This is a genomic window from Xylophilus sp. ASV27 (assembly GCF_016428875.1).
Classification (GTDB): domain Bacteria; phylum Pseudomonadota; class Gammaproteobacteria; order Burkholderiales; family Burkholderiaceae_C; genus Xylophilus.
Genome location: NZ_JAELTO010000031.1, coordinates 13,689 through 26,989, shown reverse-complemented (window position 1 = coordinate 26,989; position 13,301 = coordinate 13,689). Strand labels below are relative to the sequence as shown.

The following is a 13,301-nucleotide window of genomic DNA, read 5'->3' as shown; positions in this document are numbered from 1 at the left end:
CATTGCGCACTGCAGCAGTCATGGAAATTGGTGGCTTTTCGGCGACTTCAAGACCCGTGCCGCCGCGAATCATTCGTAGACGATGACCGCCTGTCCACGGTCGGCCTGCGCCGTCCAGCTGGCCAGGGCCGCATCGGTCGGGTAGAACAGCGCGCGCTCGTCGAGCTTGAGGTCCACGCCCACGGCCATGTCGTGCGCATCGCGCCTGAGCGACAGCCGCACTTCCATGCCGCGCACCAGTTCGCCCTGCTCGGAGGTCTCGCGCACCGGCGGGAAGTCGCGCAACAGGCGCTGGATGTCCGGCGCCCGGCCATTGACCGCCACGCGCAGGAACTTGCCGAAGCGGCAGCGCGCCGTGGCCAGGTCCCAGACCTGCTGCACGCTCAGGCGCAGGCCGCCGCTGAAGCGGTCGGGCTGCAGCCGGCCGCTGATGATGACCAGCTCGTCGTCCTTGAGCAGCCCGCGGTGGGCGTTGAGCACGCCCTCGTCGGCCGTGGCCTCGATCACGGCCGACTTGTCGTCCAGCTTGAACAGCGCGAGCTTGCCGCGCTGGCCGTTGATGACGCGCAGGTCGCTCACGATGCCGGCGAGCATCTGCGGCTCCCGGCTGTCCGCCAGTTCCTCGATCTGGCGCCGCACGAACTGCCGCACCTCGCGCGCCACTTCGTCGAACAGGTGGCCTGACAGGTAGAAGCCGATCGCCGTCTTCTCATGCGTCAGCCGCTCCTTCACGCCCCAGGGCGTGGCGTCCACCAGGTCGGGCTCCTGGGTGCTGGAGCCGTGGCCGTCGTCGCCCAGCATGTCGAACAGGCCGCCCTGGTTGGCATGGGCGAGCTGCGCCGCCGCGTAGTCGAAGGCGCGGTCGATGGAGGCCACCAGCGCGGCGCGGTTCTGCTGGATCGAGTCGAAGGCGCCGGCCTTGATCAGCGCCTCGACCGTGCGCTTGTTGATCCGCTGCCGGTCCACCCGGTTGCAGAAGTCGAACAGGCTGGTGAACGGCCCGCCCTGCTCGCGCGCGGCGACGATGGCCTCGATGGCCGACTGGCCGGTGCCCTTGACCGCGCCCAGGCCGTAGCGGATCACCTTGTCGGTGACCGGCTCGAAGCGGTGGGTGCCGCGGTTGACGTCCGGCGGCTCGAAGGACATGCCGAGCTTCTGAGCGTCCTCGAACAACACCTTGAGCTTGTCGGTGTCGTCCATTTCCACCGTCATGTTGGCGCAGTAGAACTCCGCCCGGTAGTGCACCTTGAGCCAGCCGGTGTGGTAGGCCAGCAGCGAGTAGGCGGCCGCGTGCGACTTGTTGAAGCCGTAGCCGGCGAATTTCTCCATCAGGTCGAAGACCTCGTCGGCCTTGTCCTGGGCAATGCCGTGGGTGCTGAGCGCGCCCGCGCGGAACTTCTCGCGGTGCTCGGCCATTTCCTCGGCCTTCTTCTTGCCCATGGCGCGGCGCAGCAGGTCGGCGCCGCCGAGCGAGTAGCCGCCCAGGATCTGCGCGGTCTGCATCACCTGCTCCTGGTAGACCATGATGCCGTAGGTCTCGGAGAGCATCTCGGCCACGGCCGGGTGCGGGTACTCCACCTCCTCGCGTCCGTGCTTGCGCGCCACGAAGCTGGGGATCAGGTCCATCGGGCCAGGGCGGTACAGCGCATTGAGCGCGATCAGGTCTTCCAGCCGCGTCGGCCTGGCGTCGCGCAGCATGCCCTGCATGCCGCGCGATTCGAACTGGAACACGGCCTCGGTCTTGCCTTCGGCGAACAGCCGGTAGGTGGCGGCGTCATCCAGCGGGATCTTCTCGTAGCTGAAGTTCTCCTGGCCCTTGTGGCGCTTGATGATGAATTCGCGCGCGATCTCCAGGATGGTGAGCGTGGCCAGGCCCAGGAAGTCGAACTTGACCAGGCCGATGGCCTCCACGTCGTCCTTGTCGTACTGGCTCACCGCGGATTCGCTGCCGGGCTGCTGGTAGAGCGGGCAGAAGTCGGTGAGCTTGCCCGGCGCGATCAGCACCCCGCCGGCGTGCATGCCGATGTTGCGGGTCAGGCCCTCGAGCTTCTGCGCCATCTCGATGATGGTCCTGACGTCTTCCTCCTTGCGCACCCGCTCGTAGAGCATGGGTTCGAGTTCCAGCGCGTAGTTGTTCTTGTCGCCGTCCTTCTTGACCTCGGGCGGATAGGCCAGCGTGTAGGACATGCCCGGCTTGCCCGGCACCAGCTTGGAGATGCCGTCGCAGAAGGTGTAGCTCATGTCCATCACCCGCCCGACGTCGCGGATGGCGGCCTTGGCGGCCATGGTGCCGAAGGTGGCGATCTGGCTCACGGCGTCCTTGCCGTACTTGTCCTTCACGTAGTCGATCACGCGGTCGCGGTTGGACTGGCAGAAGTCGATGTCGAAGTCGGGCATGGACACCCGCTCCGGGTTCAGGAAACGCTCGAACAGCAGGTTGAATTCGAGCGGGTCCAGGTCGGTGATCTTCAGCGCATAGGCCACCAGCGAGCCGGCGCCCGAGCCCCGCCCCGGCCCGACCGGGCAGCCGTTGGTCTTGGCCCACTGGATGAAGTCGCCCACGATCAGGAAGTAGCCGGGGAAGCCCATCTTCAGGATGGTGTTGATCTCGAACTCCAGCCGCTCGACGTAGCGCGGGCGCTCGGCGTTGCGCCGGGCCTCGTCCGGGTAGAGCAGCGCGAGCCGCTCCTCCAGCCCCTCGAAGGAGCTGATGCGGAAGTAGTCGGCGATCGGCATGCCGCCGGGCGTGGGGAAATCCGGCAGGCGCGGCTTGCCCAGGTCAAACACGATGCTGCAGCGCCGCGCGATCTCCACCGTGTTGGCGATGGCGCTGGGCACGTCGGCGAACAGCGCCTCCATCTGCGCGGCGCTCTTGAAGTACTGCTCGCGGGTGAACCTGCGCACGCGGCGCTGGTTGGCCAGGATTTCGCCTTCGGAGATGCAGACGCGCGCCTCGTGCGCCTCGTAGTCGTCCTCGGTGGTGAACTGCACCGGGTGCGTGGCGACCACCGGCAGGTTCAGCCGCGCGGCCAGTTGCACGCAGGCGGTCACGTGGGCCTCGTCGGAGGGACGGCCGGCGCGCTGGATCTCCAGGTAGAAGCGGTGCGGGAAGATGCCCGCCAGCAGCAGCGCCGCCTCGGCCGCGCCCGCGGCGTCGTGCTTTTCCAGCGCCTGCCCGACCGGGCCGGCCTGGGCGCCGGCAAGCAGGATCAGGCCGTCGTTGAGTTCGCGCAGCCACTCCAGCCTGCACACCGCCTGGTTCTTCACCACGTTCTTCGTCCAGGCGCGCGCCAGCAGCTCGCACAGGTTGAGGTAGCCCTGCCAGTGCTGCACCAGCACGATGACGCGCGAGCTAGCCGCCGGGTCGCAGCCCAGGCCTTCGAGGAACAGCTCGGCGCCGATCAGCGGCTTGACGCCCTTGCCGCGCGCGGCCTTGTAGAACTTGATCGCGCCGAACAGGTTGCTGAGGTCGGTGATGGCCAGCGCGGGCTGGCCGTCGGCGGCGGCCGCCTTGACGATCTCGTCGATGCGGTTGGTGCCGTCGACGACGGAGAATTCGGTGTGCAGGCGCAGGTGGACAAACATGTCTCCATTGTAGAAACCCGGCCCCCCGCCCCGGTGCCGGAAAGGGCCTTTTTAGAATCGGGGTGTGAACACCATCTTGAACATTTCCGCCTACCTGTTCGTCCCGCTATCGGACCCGGCCGCGCTGCAGCCGCTGCTGCTCGAACGCGCCGTGGCGCGCGGCCTGAAGGGCACGATCCTGCTCGCCGGTGAAGGCATCAACCTGTTCCTCGCCGGCCCGCCCGAGGCGGTGCGCGGCTTCGTGGACCTATTGCGGCAAGACCCGCGCTTCGCGCCGCTGGCGCCCAAGGAGAGCTGGTCCGCGAGCGTGCCCTTCCGCAAGATGCTGGTGAAGGTCAAGCGCGAGATCATCCGCATGGACCATCCGGCGATCCAGCCCGACTTCTCGCGCGCGGACGGCCGCGCCCCGGCGGTGAGCGCGGCCACACTGCGCCGCTGGCTGGACCAGGGCCGCGACGACGCGGGCCGGCCGGTGGTGACGCTGGACACGCGCAATGCCTTCGAGGTGGACCATGGCACGTTCGAGGGCGCCATCGACTGGCGCATCGGCAAGTTCACCGACTTCCCGCCCGCCCTCGCCGCCCACCGCGCCGAGCTGCAAGGCAAGACCGTGGTCAGCTTCTGCACCGGCGGCATCCGTTGCGAGAAGGCCGCCATCCTGATGCGCGAGCAGGGCGTGGAGCACGTCTACCAGCTGGAGGGCGGCATCCTGAAGTATTTCGAGGAAACCGATGGCGCGCATTTCAAGGGCGACTGCTTCGTCTTCGACGAGCGGCGCGCGCTAGACCCGGCGCTGAGCCCGGCCGCCAGCGCTCCTTGAATGATAGCTACAAGCCCAGGAATAACCTGGGCTTCAGGCACTTTTCATGCATGAAAAGGGCTATCGACCCAGTCGCGCGGCGATGTCGGCCACGCGCTGGCCATACAGGCGACCGGTCTCCAGGTCGCCCGGGAACATCTCGGCGGCGCTGGCGTCCGAGGGGCTTTGCGTCAGCACGCCGATCGAGCTGCCCAGGTAGTTCGCATCCTGGCGCGTCGCGGCCTTGGTGTTGCTGGGCAACTGGCCCAGGCTGACCCAGAGCCCGCCGTGCTGCGCGGCCAGCGTCAGCAGGTAGTGCAGCGTGTTCTGCTTGTCGCCATTGATGCTGGCGCTGTTGGTGAAGCCGCCGAACACCTTGTCCTGCCAGGCGCGGCTGAACCAGGCCTTGGAGGAGGCGTCGGCGAACTTCTTGAACTGCCAGCTCGGGCCGCCCATGTAGGTCGGCGTGCCGAAGATGATGGCGTCGGCGGCGTTGAGCGTCTCCCAGGCGCCCTCGGGCAGATTGCCCTCGGCGTCGATGGCGATCAGTTCCGCGCCAGCGCCGTCCGCGACGGATTGGGCCAGGCGCTGGGTGTGGCCGTAGCCGGAGTGGTAGACGACTGCGATATGGGTCATGTCGGGCACTTGAAGCAAAAAAGAGTCGAAGAGAGGGTGACGGGGAAAAGGATCAGGCGCCGCGGCGCTTCGCGTCCACGCTGAGGCCGCCGGCACCGAAGGCCGCCAGCGCCAGCAGGCCGCCGGCGATGGCGATGTTCTTGTTGAAGTTGATCTGCTGCATCATCTGCTGCGCCTCCGGCACGGCCCAGTAATTGTGGAAGAACACAGCGGCCGCCACCGTGAAGACAGCCAGCACGAGCGCGGCCAGCCGCGTCCGCAAGCCCGCGATCAGCGCCAGGGCGCCCAGGATCTCCACCAGCAGTGCGATCACCGCGCCCACCTCGGGCATCGGCAGCCCCTTGGACGCGATGTAGCCCACCGTGCCGGTAAAGCCGATCACCTTGCCGACGCCCGCGGGCAGGAACAGGAAGGCGAGCAGCAGACGGGCCAGCAGCGCGAGGCCGTTCTGCGGTCCGGTGGGTGCGGTCGGGGTATGGGTCATGGCGGTGCTTTCGTCGGATCAGGGTTGGAAACGGGAAAAAATCAGGGAGCGAGGTCGAACACCAGCACTTCGGCGTCGCGGCCGTGGGCGATGGCGATCTGCGGCTCGCCCTCCAGCAGCGCGGCATCGCCACCGCGCAGCAGCTGGCCGTTGACCTGCAGCGCGCCGCGCACCAGGTGCACGTAGGCCTTGCGCGCCGGGTCCAGCGCCAGCGTGGCGCGCTCCTCGCCGTCGAACAGGCCGGCATACATGCGGGCGTCGGCGTGCAGGGTGACCGAGCCCTCGGCGCCGTCGGGCGAGGCCACCAGGCGCAGCACGCCGCGCTTTGCGGCGTCGTCGAAGCGCTTCTTTTCGTAGCTGGGCGCAATGCCGCGCCGATCGGGCAGGATCCAGATCTGCAGGAAGTGCGTGCTCCGGCCCTGGGCATGGTTGAACTCGCTGTGCTGCACGCCGGTGCCGGCGCTCATGCGCTGCACGTCGCCTGGAGGGATGGTCTTGACGTTGCCCATGCTGTCCTCGTGGGCCAGCTCGCCGGAGAGCACGTAGCTCACGATCTCCATGTCGCGGTGCGCATGCGCGCCAAAGCCGGTGCCGGGGGCGATGCGGTCCTCGTTGATCACGCGCAGGTTGCCAAAGCCCATGTGCGCAGGGTCGTGGTAGCCGGCGAAAGAGAAGCTGTGAAAGGACTTGAGCCAGCCGTGGTCGGCGTGGCCGCGTTCCTGCGAGGGGCGAAGTGTGAGCATGGCGTCGATCTGCTTGGGAGGACAGGCAAGGACTGTAGGCCGCGCGGCCTTGCCGGAGTTACATTGCGCCTGACGACACCATTCAGAAATTTCGAACGAACCACCCCTCTTCATGCAAACTCCGCGCGACGTCCTCACGCCCGCAACGCTGGACATGCTCCAGCGCATCGCCGACGCCGGCAGCTTCGCGGCCGCGGCCCGCGCCCTGGGCCTGGTGCCCAGCGCCCTCACCTACCGGGTGCGGCAGGTGGAGGAAGCGCTGGACGTGCTGCTGTTCGACCGCAGTTCGCGCCAGGCGCGGCTGACCGAAGCCGGGCGCGAGCTGCTGCGCGAGGGCGCGCGCCTGCTGGGCGAGATCGACGCCATGGCGCACCGGGTCAGGCGCGTGGCCACAGGCTGGGAGTCGCAGCTCAGCATCGCCGTGGACGGCGTGATCGACCCCGCCACGGTGATGGAACTGGTCGAGGCCTTCTACGCGCTGCAGCCGCCCACGCGCCTGAAGCTGCGCGCGGACATCCTCAGCGGCACGCTGCTGGCGCTGACCTCCGGGCGCGCCGACCTGGCCATCGGCGTCGCCGGGGAGGCGGCCTCGGCCGCTGGCGTGCAGGTGCTGCCGCTCGGCGTCATGCGCTTCGTCCACGTTGTCGCGCCCCACCACCCGCTGGCGGCCGAACCCGCGCCGCTGCAGCCGGAGGCCCTGCGCCTGCACCGCGTCATCGCCGTGGCCGACTCGGCCCAGCAGGGCGCCGGGCTGACCGTGGGCGTGCTCGACGGGCAGGACGTGCTCACCGTGCCCTCGATGCAGGCCAAGCTCGAGGCGCAGCTGCGCGGCCTGGGCGTGGGCTCGCTGCCCGAGCCGCTGGTGCGCCCCTACCTCGCCAGCGGGCGCCTGGTCGCGCTGCAGATGCAGCAGCCGCCGCGCATCCATCGCATGGGCTACGCTTGGTGCGGGCCGAACGAGCGCCGCGGCCGCGCGCTGCAATGGTGGCTGGAACAGCTGGCGCGGCCCGCCACCCAGCATGCGCTGATGGAAGGCCGGCACAACGCGCCGCCCGCGGCGCCCGCGCCCCACGGCGCGGGTTAGAGTCGCGGCACGCGCCATTGCCTTTTTTCACGGGCACGCGTCGATTGCCCACAGGAGACCCGCATGCCCTTTTCCCCCCGCCGCCCGCAGCCGCCCGCGTCCCGCAGCATCGCCGTCATTGGCGCCGGCATGGCCGGCATCGCCTGCGCCCGTACCCTGGTGCAGGCCGGCCACCGCGTGACGGTCTTCGAGCAGGACGCAGCGCCGGGCGGCCGCATGGCCACCGAGGATTCGCCGTTCGGCAGCTTCGACAGCGGCGCGCAGTACTTCACCGTGCGCGACCAGCGCATGGCGCTGGCGCTGGACACCACTGCGCCCGGCCTGTGCCGGCGCTGGAGCGCCAACACCGTGCGCGTGCTCGACACCCAGGGCCGCGTCGCCGCCGCCGGCCTGCCGCCGCGCGACGCGCACTGGGTGCCGGCGCGGCGCATGGATGCGCTGCTGCGGCACTGGGCCGCGCCGCTGGCCGACGCCGGCGCGCTGTACACGTCCACCCGGGTGCGGACGATCGCGCGCGACACGCTCGACCCGCGGCGCTGGCAACTGCACACCAGCGGCGCCGAAGGCTCCAGCGGCGTGGTGGCGGGCTTCGACGCGGTGCTGCTGGCGGTGCCGGCCGCCCCCGCCGCCGAACTGCTGCGCGGCGCCCGGGCCACGGCGCTGGCCAAGGCCGCCGGCGGCAGCGAAGTCGCCCCGTGCTGGAGCCTGATGCTGGCCTTTCCCCAGGCCTCGCAGCCGGGCCTGAGCAGCCTGGGGCCCCAATGGAACGCCGCGCGCAGCACGCACCACCGCATCGCCTGGCTGGCACGCGAATCGTCCAAACCCGGACGCGGCTCGATCGAGCGCTGGACGGTGCAGGCCAGCGAGGCCTGGTCGCGCGAGCACTTCGACGACGACGCCGAACGCGTCTGCGCCAAGATGCTGCGCGCCTTCTCGGAAGTCACCGGCATCCGCGCCGCGCCGGCCTATGCCGTGGTGCGGCGCTGGCGCGACGCCAAGACCGTCAAGCCGCTCGGCCACTCGCATCTCTGGGACCGCCAGGCCGGCCTGGGGGCCTGCGGCGACTGGTGCCTGGGCCACCGCGTGGAAGACGCCTTCCTCTCCGGACTGGAACTGGCGCTGCAGGTGGCGTAGCCGTGGCGGGCGAGGCAACGCAGGACGCCGCCGGGCCGCCCCAAGGTGGCCGCGCCTCCCCCTTGGGCGGTGGCGAAGCACGCGCAGCGGCAAGCCGGGGGGCGCACGGTTACGTCGGGCGTTTCGCGCCCTCGCCCACCGGGCCCCTGCATGCGGGCTCATTGGTCGCCGCACTCGCCAGCTGGCTCGACGCACGCGCCCATCACGGCCGCTGGCTGGTGCGCATCGAGGACGTGGACACGCCACGCTGCCTGCCCGGCGCCGCGCAGACCATCCTGGCGCAGCTCGCCGCCTGCGCCCTGGTGCCCGACGAACCGCCCGTCTGGCAGTCGGCGCGCGGCGGCCTCTATGCCGGCGCACTGCAGAGCCTGGCCGCGCGCGGCCTGGCCTACCCCTGCGGCTGCTCGCGCCGCGAGATCGAACAAGCCCAGGCCGCGCGCGGCCTGCGGCGCCGGCGCCACGCGGCGCTGCCCTACCCCGGCACCTGCCGCGGCGGCCTGCAGGGCAAGACCGCGCGCGCCTGGCGCCTGCGCACCGACGTTTTGGAGCCAAAAGTGGCTGAAGCCCTGGAAGGATCTGGGTTTTTCGCTATCAATTTCGAAGAAAACGACCCGCTCCTGCACTGGCAGGACCGCGCGCTCGGGCCGCAGGCGCAGGACGTGGAGCGCGAGGTCGGCGACTTCGTGCTGCGGCGCTCAGACGGCCTGTTCGCCTACCAGCTCGCCGTGGTGGTGGACGATGCCGCGCAGGGCGTGACCGACGTGGTGCGCGGCGCCGACCTGCTGGACAACACGCCGCGCCAGATCCTGCTGCAGCGCGCGCTCGGCCTGCCGACGCCGCGCTACCTGCACACGCCGCTGGTGCTGGCCGAAGACGGCCAGAAGCTGTCCAAACAGAACGGCGCGCGGCCCTTCGACGCGCAGCGCCCCGCCGCGGCCCTGGCGGCGGCGGCGCGGGTGCTGGGCCTGCCGGCGGGACCGGCCACCGACCCGCCCGCAGCGCTGCTGGCCCGCTGGGTGCCGGCCTGGAGCCTGCGCTGCGCCACGCACGGCCGCCTCCTACAATCCGGCGGGTGAACGATCCGCAAGCTTCCACCGCCAGCGCCTCCTGCGCCTCCCCCGACACGGCCGCGCCGGTCTACCGCCGGACCGTCAAGAGCTTCGTCCTGCGCGCCGGCCGCACCACCTCCGGCCAGGCACGCGCCTTTGCCGAGCAGGGCCCGCGCTTCCTGCTGCCCTACCGCGCCGCGCCGCTGGACCTGGCCGAGGCCTTCGGCCGCAGCGCGCCCACCGTGCTGGAGATCGGCTTCGGCATGGGCGACGCCACGGCCCACATCGCCGCGCTGATGCCGCAGACCAACTTCCTCTGCTGCGAGGTGCACGAGCCCGGCGTGGGCGCGCTGCTCAAGCGCATCGGCGAGCAGGGCCTGACCAACATCCGCATCCTGCAGCACGACGCGGTGGAGGTTCTCCAGCACATGCTGGCGCCAGGCGTGCTGGCCGGCGTGCACCTCTTCTTCCCCGACCCCTGGCACAAGACGCGCCACCACAAGCGCCGGCTGGTGCAGCCGGCCTGGGCCGCGTGCGTGGCAGAACGCCTGGCACCCGGCGGCTACCTGCACTGCGCCACCGACTGGGAGCCCTATGCGCACCAGATGCTGGAGGTGCTGGGCGCCGAACCCCGGCTGCGCAACACCGCCGTGGCGGCCGACGGCTTCGCGCCCCGGCCGGCCTACCGCCCGCTGACGAAGTTCGAAAACCGGGGCATCCGCCTGGGCCACGGCGTCTGGGACCTGGTCTTTGCCCGGGGTTAACCCCGCGCGCGCCCTTGCCGATCAGCCGCTACCGTGCCATGATGCACAGTTACACAAGTCTTACACCCCTTGCAAACTTGCCGTTGGACCTCCACGCCGCACACAGAGCACGCGCATCCGCCATCCGATGACTCCGATCCTCCAGCATCTCATCGAAATCACCGGCCATCGCGATCATGACCGGCTTGAGTTGTCGGTGATCTCGGCGCTGCGCCACCTGGTGGAGGTGCGCAGGGTGCGAAAGCTGGAGTTCGCCTCCTCCGCGCGGGGCGCCGTGCTGCGGGGGTACATGCTGTTCGATGGCGGCGAGATGCCTCCCACGCAGCCCGCCCCGGTGGTGGACGAGTCGCTGGCCGACTACCCGGAGCTGGTCGACGCCATCGAGCACCGGCATTCCAGCGCACAGCGCTACCGGCCGGGTCAGCCCTACACCCTGTGGCTGCCGGTGCGGCTGCACGACAAGGTGGTCTCGTGCCTGGAAGTGCAGAACGACACCCCCTACGAGCAGCAGACGCTCGAGGTGGTCTACGGCATCGTCGAGGTCTACCGCAACTACCAGAGCCTGCTCGATGACAGCGAGCGCGACGCGCTCACGGGGCTGTTCAACCGCAAGACCTTCGACGAGCAGTTCTCGCGCCGCGCGCGCGAACAAGCGCAGTTCCCGGCCAAGGCAGGGGATGCCGGCGCGGGCGACTCCGACCAGCAATGGCTGGCGGTGGTGGACATCGACCACTTCAAGCAGGTCAACGACCGCTTCGGCCACATCTACGGCGACGAGGTGCTGATCCTCGTGGCCAATCTGCTGCGCTCCTCGTTCCGGGCGCAGGACCGCATCTTCCGCTTCGGCGGCGAGGAGTTCGTGGTGCTGCTGCGCTCGGTGTCGCTGGAGTCGGCGCACCGCATCTTCAACCGCTTCCGCATCAACATCGAGCAGCACAACTTCCCCCAGGTCGGCCGGGTGACGGTCAGCGTCGGCTTCACCGGCGCGCAGACCGGCGCGCCGGTGGAGATCCTCGGCCATGCCGACCAGGCGCTGTACTTCGCCAAGGAACATGGCCGCAACCAGGTCTGCTTCTACGAAGACCTGGTCGCCCAGGGCCTGCTGCAGTCCGCAGGCGTGGCGCACGACAGCGTCGAGCTGTTCTGACGCGGCCGGGGGCCATGCGCCTGCGGGACAGGCCGGAGCGCCGGGCCGCCGCACAATGCTCCCACGGCCCCGCAAGCCGGGCCGCCAAGGAGACACCCGATGCACATCCTCTCGATGAAGGAAGCCGTCAGTGCCGAGGAATGGGCGCTGCGCTGCGACCTGGCCGCGTGCTACCGCCTGGTGGCGCTGTACGGCTGGAGCGACATGGTCTTCACCCACATCACGGCCAAGCTGCCGTCCTCGGTGGCGGGCACGCAGCACCAGTTCCTGATCAACCCCTACGGCCTCATGTTCGAGGAGATCACCGCCTCCAGCCTGGTGAAGGTCGATATGCAGTGCAACAAGCTGCACGACTCGCCCTTCCCGGTGAACCCGGCCGGCTTCGTGATCCACAGCGCGGTGCACGAGGCGCGGCCCGATGCCCAGTGCGTGCTGCACACCCACACCCGCGCCGGCGTGGCGGTAAGCGCGCAGCAGGCCGGCGTGCTGCCGATCAGCCAGCAGTCCACCTTCGTGCTGGCCTCGCTGGCCTACCACGGCTACGAAGGCGTGGCCTTTCGCGAAGATGAAAAACCGCGCCTGCAGGCCGATCTGGGCGAGGCCAACTTCCTCGTGCTGCGCAACCACGGCCTGCTCACCGTGGGCCGCAGCATCGCCGACGCCTTCCTGGCCATGTACACCTTCGAGAACGCCTGCCGCATCCAGATCGACGCGCAGGCCGGCGGCGCGCTGACAGAGGTCGACCCGCGCATCGTGCAGGGCACGGCCATGGCGATGAAGGTACAGACCGGCGGCCTGGGCGGGCAGTTCGTCTGGCCCGCGCTGCTGCGGCGCCTGGAGCGTACCGATCCCGGCTACCGCGACTGAAGTATCAGGGAAATATGCGTCCAGCCCAGGCAGTACCTAGGCTATCAGCTATCAAAATAAAAGCGCTGCAGCTAGCGCGCGGCCGCCACTCCGGCCAGCAGCTCGCGCAGCCGCGCATAGGCCGCCTCGCGCGCGGCCGGGTTGGCCCCGACATGCACGCCCTGGCCGGGGTGCACGCCGTTGGGCACGTCCTTGCGCAGGCGCACGGTGCCGACCGGGTTGTCGAAGTCGTGGTAGCTGTCGGGGAACACATGCACCTCGGCCCCGGCCGCCTCGCCCAGCGCAGTGCAGGGCGCGGCCGGCGTCCAGTCGTCGAGCGCGCCCAGCATCAGGGTCAGGTGGGTGTTGGAGTGGTAGCCGCTCCTGAGCGGTGCGCTGCAGCCCGGGTAGAAGGCAATCGCCGTGGCAAAGGTCTGCGGCACGTCCCGCACCTCGCTGCGCGTGGCGTCGGTCACCGACAGCACCGCGCTGCCGCCGTGCGACCAGCCCAGCACCGCGATCTTCTTCGGGTCGGCCCAGGGCTGTGCGGCCACCCAGGCCAGCGCGGCCAGCCCGTCGTGGCGCCGCTGCACCTGGGTGATGCTGCGCGTGCCGATCTTCTGCGTGCAGATCTGCTCCATGCCGCGCGGGCGCAGGCTGTCGGGGAATAGCACCGCGTAGCCCTCGCCCACCAGCAGGTCGGCCATGGCCTGGTGTCGCGCATTGAACTGCCCCTTGCGCGGCCCGCCCGTGGCGTACAGGCCGCCGCAGCCATGCAGCGCCACCACGGTGGCGCGCGGCGGTTGCGCCGGCGGCTGGAACAGCCAGCCCAGCAGCGGCGTGCCGTCGCGGCTGGGGAAATTGACCTGGGTAGGCGTGGCCGCCATGGCCTGTGCCGCACAGCAGGCCCATGCTGCGATCACGATCTGCATCCGCACCATACGCCACCTCTTTCCAGCCAAAAATGACGAAAGCCCAGATTCCGCCTGGGCTTTCAGCTACTGAAAGATGAGCGATTCCCGCCCATCCC

At 69.9% G+C, this 13,301-nt stretch carries 12 protein-coding genes; 7 read left to right on the top strand and 5 right to left on the bottom strand.

Annotated features, from left to right (window positions below):
* Positions 1 to 69: 69 nt before the first annotated feature.
* Positions 70 to 3,585: a DNA polymerase III subunit alpha gene (gene dnaE / locus JHD63_RS08865; RefSeq protein ID WP_198970383.1), complete on the bottom strand. Its 3,516-nt coding sequence runs from the start codon at positions 3,583 to 3,585 to the stop codon at positions 70 to 72.
* Positions 3,586 to 3,649: 64 nt separating this feature from the next.
* Between dnaE and JHD63_RS08860 the strand changes: the two genes are divergently transcribed.
* On the top strand, positions 3,650 to 4,405 hold the full coding sequence (locus JHD63_RS08860; RefSeq protein ID WP_198970382.1) for a sulfurtransferase: 756 nt from the start codon (positions 3,650 to 3,652) through the stop codon (positions 4,403 to 4,405).
* A 60-nt stretch (positions 4,406 to 4,465) separates the two neighbouring features.
* On the opposite strand, the gene JHD63_RS08855 is transcribed toward JHD63_RS08860, so the two are convergent.
* The 3 genes from JHD63_RS08855 to JHD63_RS08845 are packed head-to-tail and all read right to left on the bottom strand — an operon-like array spanning position 4,466 to position 6,247.
* Positions 4,466 to 5,020, bottom strand: coding sequence for a flavodoxin family protein (locus JHD63_RS08855; protein ID WP_198970381.1), 555 nt, complete (start codon positions 5,018 to 5,020; stop codon positions 4,466 to 4,468).
* Between the two features lie 52 nt (positions 5,021 to 5,072).
* Positions 5,073 to 5,504 carry a DoxX family protein gene (locus JHD63_RS08850; RefSeq protein WP_198970380.1) on the bottom strand — a complete coding sequence of 144 codons (432 nt, stop codon included), beginning with the start codon at positions 5,502 to 5,504 and terminating at the stop codon, positions 5,073 to 5,075.
* Between the two features lie 41 nt (positions 5,505 to 5,545).
* Entirely contained in the window at positions 5,546 to 6,247 is a 702-nt protein-coding gene (locus tag JHD63_RS08845) for a pirin family protein (protein WP_198970379.1), read from the bottom strand.
* Positions 6,248 to 6,359: 112 nt separating this feature from the next.
* Here JHD63_RS08845 and JHD63_RS08840 point away from each other — a divergent pair, with 112 nt between their 5' ends.
* From JHD63_RS08840 to JHD63_RS08815, 6 genes are all read left to right on the top strand, one after another.
* Positions 6,360 to 7,331, top strand: coding sequence for a LysR family transcriptional regulator (locus tag JHD63_RS08840; RefSeq protein WP_198970378.1), 972 nt, complete (start codon positions 6,360 to 6,362; stop codon positions 7,329 to 7,331).
* 63 nt (positions 7,332 to 7,394) lie between these two features.
* A complete protein-coding gene (locus JHD63_RS08835; RefSeq protein WP_198970377.1) occupies positions 7,395 to 8,465 on the top strand; it encodes an NAD(P)/FAD-dependent oxidoreductase in 1,071 nt (356 codons plus the stop codon).
* 62 nt (positions 8,466 to 8,527) lie between these two features.
* Entirely contained in the window at positions 8,528 to 9,541 is a 1,014-nt protein-coding gene (gluQRS, locus tag JHD63_RS08830; protein ID WP_198970398.1) for a tRNA glutamyl-Q(34) synthetase GluQRS, read from the top strand.
* Complete coding sequence (gene trmB / locus JHD63_RS08825) at positions 9,538 to 10,278, top strand: tRNA (guanosine(46)-N7)-methyltransferase TrmB (protein ID WP_370590431.1); 741 nt, start codon at positions 9,538 to 9,540, stop codon at positions 10,276 to 10,278. The genes gluQRS and trmB overlap by 4 nt, the downstream gene beginning before the upstream one ends.
* A 127-nt stretch (positions 10,279 to 10,405) precedes the next feature.
* Positions 10,406 to 11,425, top strand: coding sequence for a GGDEF domain-containing protein (locus tag JHD63_RS08820; RefSeq protein WP_198970376.1), 1,020 nt, complete (start codon positions 10,406 to 10,408; stop codon positions 11,423 to 11,425).
* 99 nt (positions 11,426 to 11,524) lie between these two features.
* Positions 11,525 to 12,292, top strand: coding sequence for a class II aldolase/adducin family protein (locus tag JHD63_RS08815; RefSeq protein ID WP_198970375.1), 768 nt, complete (start codon positions 11,525 to 11,527; stop codon positions 12,290 to 12,292).
* 71 nt (positions 12,293 to 12,363) lie between these two features.
* Here the strand turns inward: JHD63_RS08815 and JHD63_RS08810 are convergent, their stop codons facing one another.
* Positions 12,364 to 13,212, bottom strand: a complete 849-nt coding sequence (locus JHD63_RS08810; RefSeq protein WP_198970374.1) for a dienelactone hydrolase family protein — start codon at positions 13,210 to 13,212, stop codon at positions 12,364 to 12,366.
* Positions 13,213 to 13,301: the final 89 nt, after the last annotated feature.

What these genes read in the sequence shown, in the direction of transcription:
- dnaE (WP_198970383.1), bottom strand. Translation starts at nt 3,585, where the DNA reads ATGTTTGTCCACCTGCGCCTGCACACCGAATTCTCCGTCGTCGACGGC.
- JHD63_RS08855 (WP_198970381.1), bottom strand. Translation starts at nt 5,020, where the DNA reads ATGACCCATATCGCAGTCGTCTACCACTCCGGCTACGGCCACACCCAG.
- JHD63_RS08850 (WP_198970380.1), bottom strand. Translation starts at nt 5,504, where the DNA reads ATGACCCATACCCCGACCGCACCCACCGGACCGCAGAACGGCCTCGCG.
- JHD63_RS08845 (WP_198970379.1), bottom strand. Translation starts at nt 6,247, where the DNA reads ATGCTCACACTTCGCCCCTCGCAGGAACGCGGCCACGCCGACCACGGC.
- JHD63_RS08840 (WP_198970378.1), top strand. Translation starts at nt 6,360, where the DNA reads ATGCAAACTCCGCGCGACGTCCTCACGCCCGCAACGCTGGACATGCTC.
- JHD63_RS08835 (WP_198970377.1), top strand. Translation starts at nt 7,395, where the DNA reads ATGCCCTTTTCCCCCCGCCGCCCGCAGCCGCCCGCGTCCCGCAGCATC.
- JHD63_RS08820 (WP_198970376.1), top strand. Translation starts at nt 10,406, where the DNA reads ATGACTCCGATCCTCCAGCATCTCATCGAAATCACCGGCCATCGCGAT.
- JHD63_RS08815 (WP_198970375.1), top strand. Translation starts at nt 11,525, where the DNA reads ATGCACATCCTCTCGATGAAGGAAGCCGTCAGTGCCGAGGAATGGGCG.
- JHD63_RS08810 (WP_198970374.1), bottom strand. Translation starts at nt 13,212, where the DNA reads ATGGTGCGGATGCAGATCGTGATCGCAGCATGGGCCTGCTGTGCGGCA.